Raw genomic sequence first — 11,823 nt, 5'->3', positions numbered from 1 at the left:
GCCCGGCGGGGCAGCAGCGCGTACCAGGGCGTCAGGCGGTGGCCCGGATCCGGCGCATCGTGCGGGCGTACAGCGGCGGGCCGATCACCCGCCACACCAGGCCGACGGGCGCGGGCAGATTGCCGAGCATGATCGCCTGCTCGCGCCGGTCGGCATCCTCCATCACCATGCCGAAGAACTTGAACAGCTTCGTCTTGGGGGTGTGCTGCACGAAGTGGTCGCCCAGCGCACCGAACTCCTTCGCGGTCAAGAACCGCTCGGCGAGCGGCAGCAGATGCGCCTCCTCGTCGTCGAGGTGCTCCACCAGCACCGTCCGGTGCTCCTCGATCGCGGCCACGAGCCGGTCGCGGGTGTCCGCGTCCGCGGCGGGCGCCCACCTGCCGACCAGCACGCTCACCGCGTCCAGGGTCTCGGCGACCCGCTCGTGCTCGGCCTCCATGCGCAGCACGACATCGCGTTCGAGCCCGACCCGGGAGAGCATCAGCGGCCACAGCAGCTCGTCCTCCCCCCGGTGGTGGTTGAGCAGGCCGGCGTGCAGATCGGTGAAGTGCTCGGCGAGGACGGCGGCACGCCCCACGTCCCCCGGGGCGACCGCGGCGACCAGCTCGCCCAGTAGCCGCAGCTCCCGCCGGAAGGCACGGTGGACGATCCTCATCTCCTGGGCGTCGAACCCGCCGAACCCGGAGTCGCTCCCGGGCGCCGGGGACTGGCCATGCACGGGCGAGGTCATGGGCGTGTTCCTTTCCTGGGGGGCACCGGACTCGAGAGCCGGCCTCGTCCCAGCTTGACCCCGAGGCACTTGAATCCCGCTTGAGCCGCCGGCTCCGCCCGCTCCAGGACGGCTCGACCGCCGCCCGCGACGCCCCGGACGGACCCGGGCGCACCACGGCGCGGGTTTCGGCCATCGGTGCTGCTCAAGCCGGTCTTGAGCGGCGCGGACTACAGTCGCCGACATGAAACTCAGCAGCCTGGAGATCAGTGAACTCGCCCTGCCGGGCGCGTTTCTGCTTTCGTCCCGGGCGGTTGAGGACGAGGTCGTGGTCCGCTACGAGACCTTCCGCCAGGACGACGTCGAAGAGGCGATCGGCCGGCCGTTCGCGATCCGCTACAGCGACCTGTCCGCCGCCCGGCGCCTGGTCCTGCACGGCATCCACGGCACCGCCGGCGAGGGCGCCCGCCCCCGGCTGTTCGACTGCGTGCGGGGCTCCGCCCTCCACGTCGTGGTGGACCTGCGCGTCGGATCCCCGGAATACGGCCGGCACGCGGTGGTCTGGCTGGACCACCGCGACGCGTCCAAGGTGTTCGTCTCCGAGGGCCTGGGCCACGCCTGGCTCGCCCTGGACGACGACACGGTCGTCGCCTGCCACAGCTCCCTGCCCGACGCGCCCGGCACCGGCTACACGGTCAGTGCCCTCGACCCCGCTCTCGCCCTGCCCTGGGGACTCACCGCGGAACCGCTGATGTCCGACGAGGACCTCGCCGCGCCCACCGCCGCCGAAGCACTGGCGCAAGGACTCCTGCCCGCGTACGAGGACTGCCTCGCGCTGTACGACCGCCCGGTGCTCACCGGAGACTGACCACCACGGGTCCGGCCCCCTTCCCCCGTCGGACCACGGGCCCCGCACGCCGCAAGGACGTGCGGGGCCCGAGTCATGCCCGAAACCGCCCCCCGCCCGCGGCCCATGAATCAATCACATCCCTGAGCAGGACGAAGACACCCGCAGGAGCGGGAGCGACGCACTGTCCGCACGAGGCCGGCTCGTGGGAGGTTCAAGGTCCGATGACAGAGACATAAGGGGGCCGCATGCGAATCTCTGTTCTGGGGTCTTTGGAAGCCGAGCTGAAGGGCGTTCCGATCCTCCCCACAGCGGCGAAGCCGCGCCAGATCCTGGCACTGCTCGCCATCTACGCCAATCAGGTCCTGCCGGTGTCCGCGCTGATGGAGGAGATCTGGGGCGACGCCCCGCCCCGCAGCGCACTCACCACCCTGCAGACCTACATCCTCCAGCTCCGGCGCTGCATGGAGAAAGCGCTCGACGGAGAGCCCGGCGGCTCCAAGGAACTGCTGCTGACCCGGCACGGGGGATACCTCCTGCACACCGAGCCCGGCAGCATCGACGCCCACGAGCACGACCGGCTGTCCTCCCTCGGCCAGCGCGCCTTCGACCGCGGCGAGCACGCCCAGGCCGCGGAGCTGTTCCGGGAGGCCCTCGCCCTGTGGCGGGGCCCGGCCCTGGTCGACGTGCGCACCGGTCCGCTGCTGGAGATCGAGGCGATGCGGCTGGAGGAGAGCCGGCTGGGAGTGCTGGAGCGGCGCATCGACGTCGAGCTGCGGCTCGGCCGGCACGGCGAACTGCTCACCGAGCTCACCGCGCTGGTCGCCCGCCACCCGCTGCACGAGGGGCTGCACGCCCAGTCCATGGTGGCCTTCTACCGGGCCGGGCGGCCCTCCGCGGCGCTGGACGTCTTCCAGAACCTGCGCACGCGGCTGGTGGAGGAGCTGGGCATCGAGCCCTCGCAGCGGCTGCAGCAGCTGCAGCGGGCCGTGCTCGGGAGCGACCCGGCGCTGGACGCCGACGCCGGGACCGGGCGGGTGCTCGACCGCTTCGCCAGATGACCCCAGGGAGGAACTGTGCGTGTGCTCTTCTCGGCGGGCCTCGGCGTGCCGGCGGCACTGCGCCTGGTGTTGCTCGCGAGGGAACTGCAGTCGGCCGGCCATGAGGTCCGCTTCGCCGGTCCGGCCCGGATCCGCCACCGCGTGGTCCGGGCCGGGCTCGTCCCGGTCCTGGCCGCCCCGCAGCGCTTCAGCCGGGCCTGGCGGCCCGACCTGGTGGTCCACGATCCGCTGTGCCCGGAGTCGGCCGCCCTGGCGGCCGAGTCCACGGTGCCCACCCTCGGGTATCTTCCGTACGCCCATCCGCCGCTGTCGCCGCGGCCGACCGTCTGGATCGACCCCTGCCCCCCGCTGCTGCGGGAACGGCCGGAGCCCGATGCCTGGCAGGTGCGCTGCGACGCCTACGAACTGCCCGCCCAGCCGCTGCCCTGGCTCACCGAGCTGGCGCTGCTTCCGCGGGTCTGCATCACCGGCATGCCGACCGGGACCGGGCCCGAGGACCTGCGCCGGGCGGCGCTGTTCCGCCGGGTCGCCGAGGGCGTCGAAAGCCTCGGCCTGCAGGTCGTCATGCTGACGGGCGACGACCATCCCTGGAGCGTGGTGCTGCGGGGCAGCGTCCTGGTCGTCCACGGCGGCGACGAGGGCATCGTGTACGCGGCCGCCCGCTACGGGGTCTCCCAGCTGGTGCTGCCGGCGGGGGAGGAGGAATGGGCGGCGGGCAAGCGCCTGGAGCAGGCCGGCATCGGCCGGTGCCTGACGGACGACGAACTGGCGGGCGACTCCACCATGCTGCGGCTGCGTTTCCACATAGCCGAGCTGGTCAACGGCGGCCGGGTGCTGCCCGCGGCCGCGAAACTGGGCCAGAGCATCGCCCGCATGCCCCAGCCCGCCGACCTCGTCCCCGACATCGAGGCACTGGTCTGAGCCCCGGCAGGCGCCCGGACAGACGAATTGACAGGCCCGCGCCGCCGGGGGAGGTACGGCGCGGGCCCGTCGTCCGGGGGAGATCCCAGTCTGCCGTCCGCGTCTGGAGGCGGGCTGGAACCCCGCTGGGCGGACCGCCGGCGGGTCAGCGCGCCCCGTCGGGCCGGTCCGAGGTGAGCTGCGGCGGTATCGTCCAGGCCAGCCCGGCCGACTCGTAGGAGGTGGCGGGGCCGATCCAGGGGTCCTCGCCGTGGATGTCGAGGATCTGCTCGCGCAGCCACTGGTCGAAGGGGTGCTTCGACTCCGCCCAGCGTTTCCTGGTCCGTTCCGGGTCGGCCGTCTCGAAGTGCACGATCACGTGGTCCCGGTCGGGCCGCGGGTCGATGCGCAGCACCTCGCCGGTGATGCCCAGCCTGCGCCGGGAGGCCTCGTACTCGCGCAGCCGCGGACCCTGCAGCTCGTCGACGAGCTGCTGCCAGGCCAGCGGCTTGCCGGACCTGAGCGGCACGGTCCGCGTCACGGTCCGGGCCCCCTCCACGGCACGCCGGCGGCCCTTGCGCGGCGCCAGCATCCGCAGGCCGAGCGCGGCGAACATGTTCGACGACACGCCGTGCTCCCAGCGCTCGGCGATCCTGCCCTCCTCGTCGAACCGCCAGATGACGATGCCGACGGACAGCAGCGAACGGCCGGTGGGCGCGATGCCGAGCAGCTCGCCCAGATGGGTGCCGCGCCAGGTGTTGTGGATGACGACCATGTCGTCGTGCGCGCTGATGTCCTCGATGGTGACGTTGAAGTCGGGGAACGCCTCACGCAGCCCGGCGATGGTGTACTTCACGCCCTCGGCGCCCTCGGGCGCCCCGGGCAGGCCGGCGTGGTCGACGATGTCCGGCCGGTAGTGCTCGTCCACGAGCGAGGCGTCACCCTGGTTGACGAACTCGGCGAAGACGCGCCGGATCGTCGCCTTGTTGCGCTCCTCGTTGCTCTCCCACAGTGCGTGCGCCTGGTCGGTGGTGGCGGCGGTGGTCATCGCAGTGGTCCTCTCGTCGTCGGTCGGATACGAACGTGCGTCACACCGAGGCGGGGGCGCCGGACTTCCAGCGCGCGCCGTAGGCGACGTGGTCGCGTTCCGTGGACTGGAAGGTCTTGTTCCAGGTCAGGGCCATGAACCGGTCGCGCAGCCAGACCGCGGCCGGGTTCTGCAGCGAGCCGAGCACGCCGATGCGGTGCGCCAGCAGCTGCATCGGGTGGGTGCGCTCCTGGCGTTCGGCCTCGTAGGCGCGCAGGGCCTGGGGGATGCCGGCACCGGAGACGAGGTGCCCGGCCAGGACGAGGCCGTCCTCGATGGCCTGGCAGGCGCCCTGTCCGATGTTGAAGCTCATGGCGTGCGCGGCGTCGCCGAGCAGGGTGACCCGGCCCCGTCCCCAGACCGGGTCGGGCTTGCGGTCCAGGACGTCGCCGCGCAGGATGCTCTCCGGCACGGTGGCGTCCAGGATCTGGCGCACCTTCGGGTCGGCCCAGCCGGCGTGCCGGGCCCGCAGCATGTCCAGGGTCTGCTCGGGGGTGCCCTCGTCGCGGCCGCCGGCGGGGCCGTCGGCGACGCTCATCCAGTGCACGACGCCGGGGGCGATGTCGTAGTACGTGAAGCGGGTTCCGGGGCCGAACAGGGCCTGGAAGGTGCCGGGCGGGAACTCCTCGGGGCTCATCTCGGCGTGGCCGCGCCAGGCGATGTAGCCGGTGTAGTCGGGCGGCTGGGGGCCCAGCAGCTGGGCGCGGACGGCGGAGCGCACTCCGTCGGCGCCGATCAGCAGGTCGCCGTCCTCGGAGGTGCCGTCGGCGAAGTGCAGGCTCACCCCGTCGGCGTGCTCGGTGTACCCGGTGACCTCGGCGCCGGTGACGACCGGCGCGGTGACGGCGTCACGCAGGATGCCGTGGAGGTCGGAGCGGCCGATGGCGACCGTGGGCTGCCCGTAGCGCTCGACGAACTGGCCCACCGGCCACGTGCCGATGGTCCGGCCGGCCGAGGTCGCGAAGTGGCACGCGTCCTGGGCGGGGGCGATCGCGGAGACCTGGTCGGCGACCCCCAGGCGCTCCAGGGCGAGCATGCCGTTGGTCCAGATGTGCAGTCCGGCGCCGCCGTCGCGCAGCTGGGGAGCGCGTTCGAAGACGACGGAGTCGATGCCCTGCTGCTGGAGGGCGAGGGCGGTGGCGATGCCGCCGATCCCGCCGCCGGCGATGAGGACCCGGCGTAGGGGGCGAGGCGTCTGAGCGGACATGTTCATTCTCCCGGAGGTCGGGGCGGAGGCGGACGGCGGGGGCGGAAGGGGTGGGGGGTGTGGGGGAGCGGGAGGGGGCGGGGGCGAGAAGGGGGCTCAGCGGGTGAGCGCGGCCATCTCGGCGTCCGGGTAGCGGTTGCCGGCCGTGACCCCGTACGGGGCGATCGTGTCGATCGCCGCCAGGACGTCGGCGGACAGCTCCAGGTCGGCCGCGGAGACGTTCTCCTCCAGGTAGGTGCGCCGCTTGGTGCCGGGGATGGCGACGACGTCCTCGCCGCGGGAGAGCACCCAGGCCAGCGCGAGCCGGACGACGGTGGTGTCGGCCGCGGCGGCCAGATCGCTGAGCTGGTCGACGACCGGCAGGTTCCGGCGGATGTTCTCGTCCTTGAACCGCGGGGCGATGCGCCGGAAGTCGAGACCCTCGGGGATGTCGGAGGTGTCGCGGATCGTGCCGGTCAAAAAGCCGCGGCCGAGCGGGCTGTAGGCCACGAAGCCGATGCCCAGCTCGCGCACGGTGTCCAGCACGCCGTTGACCTCGACGTCCCGGGTGAACAGCGAGTACTCGGTCTGCACGGCGGTCAGCGGATGCACCGCGTGCGCCCGGCGGATGGTCGCCGGCCCCGCCTCGGAGATCCCCAGGTGCTTGACGAGCCCGGCCTGCACCAGCTCGGCGAGCGCGCCGAAGCTCTCCTCCACCGGGACCTCGGGGTCGACCCGGTGCAGGTAGTACAGGTCGAGGTGGTCGGTGCCCAGACGGCGCAGGGTCCCCTCGATCGACCGGCGGATGTAGTCGGGGCGGCCGTTGATCCGCCACGTCAGCTGCCCGTCGGCGCCGATCTCGTTGCCCACCTTGGAGGCGAGGACCACCTGGTCGCGCCGCCCGGCGATGGCCCGGCCGATCAGCTCCTCATTGGTGTGCGGGCCGTACATGTCGGCCGTGTCCAGCAGATTGACACCGAGCTCCAGCGCCCGGTCGATGGTGGCCAGCGCCTCGGTCGCGTCCGCGTTGCCGTACCCGAACGTCATGCCCATGCAACCCAGGCCCTGGGCCGGGACGTCCAGTCCGGGCGTGCCCAGCGTGCGGTGCTTGATTGCCACGTGATTCCTCCAGGAGCTGCGTCTCAGCGTTGAGGCGACTTTGAGAAGACTTCAGAAGACTTGAACGGAAAAAAGGGGGGCGGGGCGGGCTGGTCAGGCCGCCTGCGGAGCCTGCCAGGTCAGCGACAGACCGGTGTAGATGTACCGGCTGGCCTCGATGCCCAGCAGCACGATCCGGTCACCGGGCTTGATGCGGCCCGAGGTCCAGCCCGCGTCCAGCGACAGCGGCACCGCGGCCGAACCGGTGGCCCCCACCTCGGCCAGGTTCTCCACGATCCGCCCGTCGAGCGCCCGGATGTCCTCGGCGGACAGCCCCGCGGACTCGAACTCGTCGGCGAAGTAGTCGGCGTTGCCCTCCGGCAGCACGATCGCGTCGAACTCCCCGAGCGCCCGGCCGTCCTTGCGGGCCATCTCCTGGATCGCCCGGACGAACACCTGCGGACCGAACGTGGTGGTGCCGGGCACGTCGATCTTCATCTGGATCAGCTGCTTGCGGCGCAGCTGCTCGGCCTGCGGCACGTCCGTACCGCCGCCGATGATCTCCATGCCGGGCTTGCGCAGACCGCCCACACACGCGTTGACGAACGCGAACTCGTCCGCCGAGGACTCGCCGGCCGGCTCGGCCCGCATCACCACGGCCCCCGCACCGTCACCGAAGGTGTACAGCGTCAGCCGGTCACGCATCCGCACCCGCGCCGGGTCCTTGCCCAGGAAGTGCGGCGCCAGCACCGGCGAACCGGCCTCGCTGCCCACCACCAGCGCGGTGCGCGCCGTGCCGTCGGCCAGCTGCCGCCGGGCCAGGTCCAGCGCCTGCACCCAGCCCGCGCACGCCCCGCGGATCTCGATCGCGGCGACGCTCTCCAGCCCCAGGTAGTGCTGCAGGGTGGTGGCCACGTTGGGCAGCGTGTACTCCGGCGTCGCCGTGCACACCACGATCAGGTCGAGCTCCTCGGGCTCCACACCGGCCCGCTCCAGAGCCTGCCGGGAGGCACGCTCGGCCATCCGGCTGTTGTTGATCCGGTGCTCACCGGTGACCGGGTCGATCATCCAGTACCGGGTCTTGACCTGGATGCCCTCCAGGACGTCGTCGGGCAGCGGCCCGACGTACTTCTCCAGCGTGGCATTGTCCAGCGGCTCACCGGGCACATAGGCACCGGTGGAAAGGATCTTGACGTCGTACGCGGTGGTCATCGACCGGACTCCGTTGCGGGAAGAGGGACGGGGGACAGGACGAGCGAGGTGTGGGTGCCGCCGAGGGAGGAGCTGTTGACCAGGACCGGACGCGGGTCCCCGCCCCGGCGCCAGGCACCGACGGCCAGGACCGCCGACAGGTGGGCGCCGGCGCCGACCGGCTCGCCGAGCACCCGCTTGGGGGCCTCGATCCGCACCCGGCCCGGACCGAACACCCGCTCCACCGCGGCTTGTTCGGGACGGTCGACGGCGGCCAGACCCGCCGCGCTCGCCCAGAGCGTCCCGACGTCACCCGGTGCGAGCCCGGCCCGGTCGAGCGCCTGGCGCATCGCCCGCTCCACCCCGTCACCGGACGGATCCCACCGGCCGATGCCGCACGCGTCCGAAGCGGTCGCGTGCCCCAGGACCACGGCATGGATCGGCGCACCGCGCCGCTCGGCACTCGACCGGCGCTCCAGCACCAGCGCGATACCGGCCTCGGCGAGCGTGTACCGGCGCCCGGCCGCCGAACCGAACAGCGGGATGCTGCGGTACGCGGCCAGCGTGGCCGGCGAGAACGCCTCCACCGCCGGCACCAGCAGCCGCTCGGCACGCCCGGCACGCAGCAGGTCGTAGGCCACCCCCAGGGCCGCGGCACCCGCCGCGTGACCCGACGTCAGCGTCGACGTCGGCCCCTTGGTGCCCAGCGCCATGGCCACATGACCGGCCGCACCGCTGTACACGGTGTTGGTGAACACCGCCGGGTTCGCCTCCCGCGCACCCTCGGACAGCACCGGAACGGTGAACCGCTCGCTGCTCTCCATCGGCCCGATCGCGGTGCCCAGCACCACACCGGTCGCGGCCAGCGCCTCGGCGTCGCCGTCCGCCCCCGCCGCGCCCAGGGCGGCCCGGCACGAGGCGACGGCGAGCTGGGAGACCTTGTCCATGCGCCGGCGCTCCCGGGGCGTGCCGACGACCGAGCGGTCGAACTCGGCCCGCGCCAGGCGCAGCCCGTCCTCGACCACCCCGTGCCCGAGCCCCGCCGCGTACGCCTCCCACAGCGCCTCCGGCCCCTCACCGGCCGGGGTGATCACCCCGAAGCCGGTGACCACGACCTCGTCCGCGCCCACGGCCGGAGCCGGCGCGCCGGGACCGCCGGGGCGGGCGAAGGCGATGGTCGCGTTCGCGCCGGCGAACCCGAAGTTGTTGGACAGCGCGGTGTCCAGCACCATCGGCCGGCCGGTCCCGGCCACCGGGTCCAGACCGCACTGCGGATCGACCTGGGTGAACGACGCCGTCGGCGGCGCCACCTGGTCGCGCAGCGCCAGCACCGTCACGATGCCCTCCACCGCGCCGGCCGCGCCGAGCAGATGGCCGATCATCGACTTGGTGCTGGACAGCGCGACCTTCTCGGCGGCCTCGCCCAGCGCGGCACGCACCGCGTTGCTCTCCGCCGAGTCGTTCTTCTCGGTACCCGTGCCGTGCCCGTTGACGTACCGGATGTCGTCGGGGACCAGACCCGAGGAGGCCAGCGCCGCGCGGATCGCCCGGGCCGCGCCCTCGCCCTCCGGGTGCGGCGCCGTGGGGTGATGGCCGTCGGCGGACAGGCCGTAGCCGAGGACCTCGGCCACCACCGGGGCGCCGGTGCGCTCGGCCGCCTCCTTCGACAGCAGCACGAGCATCCCGCCGCCCTCGCCCAGCGTCAGACCCGACCGGTCCTTCGAATAGGGCGCCGCGGGCTGGGGGGAGAGGGACCACAGACTGCTGAACCCGGCGAACGCCGACTCGGTGAAGGCATCACTGCCGCCCACCAGCATCGCGTCGGCCGCTCCCGCCCGGATCACCTCCAGGGCGTGGGCGAGCGCGTGGGCGCTGGCGGCACACGCCGTGTTGGCGCTGAGCACCGGACCCTTGAGACCGAAAGCGGCCGACAGCGCCTCCGCGCCGGCCTGCGGCGGCACGAAGGTGTAGCGCCGCCAGTCCGGCGTGCCCCCCTCCCGCACCTCCCGCAGGGCGAGCTCGGCACTGCGCCAGCCACCGTGACAGGTGCCGTACGCCACCCCCCACCGCTCGGCCGGGATGTCCGTGCCGACCCGCAGGCCCGAGGCGGCCATGGCCTCCTCGGCGGCGGCCAGCGCGAAATCGACGGCCCGGTCACGCGCCGGCGAGCCCGCGGCGTAGTCGTAACCCGGCGCGCACGGCTCGGTGATCTCGCCACCCAGCGTGGTCTGGTAGTCGTCCATGGGCAGGCGGCGCACGGGCGAGATCGCCACCCGCCCGGCGCGCACCGCCTCCCACAGGGCCTCGGCCGAACCGCCGTGCGGGGTGATCGCCCCCACGGAGGCGATCACCACGCCCACGGTCTGGTCAGGAACGTCAGTCATTGCGTCTGCTTCCTTCTCTGCACGGGCTGCTCAGCCGCTCACGCCGGCCGGGACAAGGTCAGGGCCACGGCCTGTCCCTCGATGCCCCGGGCCAGCGCCATCGCATGCGAGGGCCTGGTCTCCCGGGCACCGCCGCGGACATGGTCCAGGGCGCACACCGGGTCGGGATCGTCGAGGTTGAGCGTCGCGGGCACGACCCCGTGGTGCAGCGCCAGCGCGGACACGGCCGCGTTCAGCGCACCACCGCCGCCGACGAGGTGACCGGTCTGCGGCTTGGGGGTGCTGACCGGCACCGACGAGACGGCCTCGCCCAGCGCGGTCCGCAGCGCGACGGCCTCGCTCGCGTCCCCCAGCCGGGTCCCCGACCCGTCCGAGGCGATGTAGCCCAGGTCGCCGGCGGACAGCCGGGCGTCCTCCAGGGAACGCCGCACCGCCCGGGCCAGACCACGGCCCTCGGGGTCCGCCGACGGCGGCGTACGGCCGTCGTGCCCGGCCCCGTACCCCGTGATCTCGGCGTAGATCCGGGCCCCGCGCGCCAGCGCCGCCTGCTTCTCCTCCAGCACCAGCAGCGCCGCGCCCTCGCCGGGCAGCCCGCCGCTGCGGTCCCGGTCGTAGGGCCGGTAGGCCTGCTGCCCCTGCTCGTTGCGGGTGGTCAGGATCCCCAGCCGGTCCAGCAGCGTCATCGACCACCAGCTGGTGGCGTCGTCGTAGCCGCCGGCGATCGCCACGTCCGCGTCCCCGCGGCGCACCGCGCGCATGGCCCGGCCGATCGCGGTGGCGCCGGCGTCCGCGTACCCCGCGAAGAACGTGCTGGAGCCCCGGATGCCGTAGGTCTGCGAGATGTTGAACACCGCGCCGGCCGGCAGCCCCTCGACGAAGAACAGCGGCGGCATGATGACATCGCCGTGCCGGGCCAGGTGCGCCAGGTCGGCCGTGCCGTCCGGGCGGCGGATCACCTTCAGTTCCTCGATCAGCTGCTCCATGCGGCCCAGCGACTTGTTGCCGCCCAGGTACAGGCCCGTGCGGTAGCCCAGCTCGTCGCCGCCGGACTGCTTGTGCGGCAGGCCCGCGTCGTCCAGCGCGATCCGGGCCGCGGCCAGCGCGAGCCGGTCACCGCGGTTGACGGTGCGCAGCTGGCGCTTGGTGGCGTACCGGGTGGCGTCGAAGTCGGGGATCTCGCCGCCGAGCCGGGTCTGCAGCGGCGAGGGGTCGTAGGCCTGGATCGGCCCGATCCCGCTCTCCCCGGCCACCAGCGCCTTCCAGTTGGCCTCCGGACCCTCGCCCAGGGCGGTCACCAGGCCGATGCCGCTGATGACGACCTGACGTCCGCTGCCGCTCATCGCGCTCCTCCGTGTCGCTG

At 73.3% G+C, this 11,823-nt stretch carries 10 protein-coding genes; 3 read left to right on the top strand and 7 right to left on the bottom strand.

The window, feature by feature from the left end:
• Positions 1-31: 31 nt before the first annotated feature.
• Complete coding sequence (locus ACFYUS_RS34450; RefSeq protein ID WP_388861369.1) at positions 32-730, bottom strand: hemerythrin domain-containing protein; 699 nt, start codon at positions 728-730, stop codon at positions 32-34.
• A gap of 223 nt (positions 731-953) precedes the next feature.
• Between ACFYUS_RS34450 and ACFYUS_RS34445 the strand changes: the two genes are divergently transcribed.
• From ACFYUS_RS34445 to ACFYUS_RS34435, 3 genes are all read left to right on the top strand, one after another.
• Positions 954-1,577: a dTDP-4-dehydrorhamnose 3,5-epimerase family protein gene (locus ACFYUS_RS34445; RefSeq protein ID WP_388861366.1), complete on the top strand. Its 624-nt coding sequence runs from the start codon at positions 954-956 to the stop codon at positions 1,575-1,577.
• 227 nt (positions 1,578-1,804) lie between these two features.
• Positions 1,805-2,617: a BTAD domain-containing putative transcriptional regulator gene (locus ACFYUS_RS34440; protein WP_388861363.1), complete on the top strand. Its 813-nt coding sequence runs from the start codon at positions 1,805-1,807 to the stop codon at positions 2,615-2,617.
• Between the two features lie 15 nt (positions 2,618-2,632).
• Positions 2,633-3,538 carry a glycosyltransferase gene (locus tag ACFYUS_RS34435; protein ID WP_388861360.1) on the top strand — a complete coding sequence of 302 codons (906 nt, stop codon included), beginning with the start codon at positions 2,633-2,635 and terminating at the stop codon, positions 3,536-3,538.
• Between the two features lie 145 nt (positions 3,539-3,683).
• On the opposite strand, the gene ACFYUS_RS34430 is transcribed toward ACFYUS_RS34435, so the two are convergent.
• The 6 genes from ACFYUS_RS34430 to ACFYUS_RS34405 all read right to left on the bottom strand — a co-directional run bounded on the left by ACFYUS_RS34430 (position 3,684) and on the right by ACFYUS_RS34405 (position 11,803).
• Complete coding sequence (locus ACFYUS_RS34430; protein ID WP_388861357.1) at positions 3,684-4,565, bottom strand: ester cyclase; 882 nt, start codon at positions 4,563-4,565, stop codon at positions 3,684-3,686.
• A 40-nt stretch (positions 4,566-4,605) separates the two neighbouring features.
• The gene (locus ACFYUS_RS34425; RefSeq protein WP_388861354.1) at positions 4,606-5,811 is read right to left on the bottom strand and encodes an FAD-dependent oxidoreductase; all 1,206 of its coding nucleotides are present in this window, start codon (positions 5,809-5,811) and stop codon (positions 4,606-4,608) included.
• Between the two features lie 96 nt (positions 5,812-5,907).
• Complete coding sequence (locus ACFYUS_RS34420; RefSeq protein ID WP_388861443.1) at positions 5,908-6,903, bottom strand: aldo/keto reductase; 996 nt, start codon at positions 6,901-6,903, stop codon at positions 5,908-5,910.
• Between the two features lie 99 nt (positions 6,904-7,002).
• On the bottom strand, positions 7,003-8,100 hold the full coding sequence (locus tag ACFYUS_RS34415) for a 3-oxoacyl-ACP synthase III family protein (protein WP_388861351.1): 1,098 nt from the start codon (positions 8,098-8,100) through the stop codon (positions 7,003-7,005).
• A complete protein-coding gene (locus tag ACFYUS_RS34410) occupies positions 8,097-10,463 on the bottom strand; it encodes a beta-ketoacyl synthase N-terminal-like domain-containing protein (protein ID WP_388861349.1) in 2,367 nt (788 codons plus the stop codon). Before ACFYUS_RS34410 ends, ACFYUS_RS34415 begins: the two co-directional genes overlap by 4 nt.
• Positions 10,464-10,501: 38 nt before the next feature.
• Positions 10,502-11,803, bottom strand: a complete 1,302-nt coding sequence (locus ACFYUS_RS34405; protein ID WP_388861347.1) for a beta-ketoacyl-[acyl-carrier-protein] synthase family protein — start codon at positions 11,801-11,803, stop codon at positions 10,502-10,504.
• Positions 11,804-11,823: the final 20 nt, after the last annotated feature.

The organism is Streptomyces sp. NPDC004284 (genome assembly GCF_042874035.1).
Taxonomy (GTDB): Bacteria; Actinomycetota; Actinomycetes; order Streptomycetales; family Streptomycetaceae; genus Streptomyces.
This window is presented reverse-complemented; position numbering and strand designations above follow the sequence as displayed.

Bases quoted from the DNA above. Each gene is read 5' to 3' on its own strand.
- ACFYUS_RS34430 (WP_388861357.1), bottom strand. From the start codon at position 4,565: ATGACCACCGCCGCCACCACCGACCAGGCGCACGCACTGTGGGAGAGC.
- ACFYUS_RS34415 (WP_388861351.1), bottom strand. From the start codon at position 8,100: ATGACCACCGCGTACGACGTCAAGATCCTTTCCACCGGTGCCTATGTG.
- ACFYUS_RS34410 (WP_388861349.1), bottom strand. From the start codon at position 10,463: ATGACTGACGTTCCTGACCAGACCGTGGGCGTGGTGATCGCCTCCGTG.
- ACFYUS_RS34405 (WP_388861347.1), bottom strand. From the start codon at position 11,803: ATGAGCGGCAGCGGACGTCAGGTCGTCATCAGCGGCATCGGCCTGGTG.
- ACFYUS_RS34440 (WP_388861363.1), top strand. From the start codon at position 1,805: ATGCGAATCTCTGTTCTGGGGTCTTTGGAAGCCGAGCTGAAGGGCGTT.
- ACFYUS_RS34445 (WP_388861366.1), top strand. From the start codon at position 954: ATGAAACTCAGCAGCCTGGAGATCAGTGAACTCGCCCTGCCGGGCGCG.
- ACFYUS_RS34425 (WP_388861354.1), bottom strand. From the start codon at position 5,811: ATGTCCGCTCAGACGCCTCGCCCCCTACGCCGGGTCCTCATCGCCGGC.
- ACFYUS_RS34450 (WP_388861369.1), bottom strand. From the start codon at position 730: ATGACCTCGCCCGTGCATGGCCAGTCCCCGGCGCCCGGGAGCGACTCC.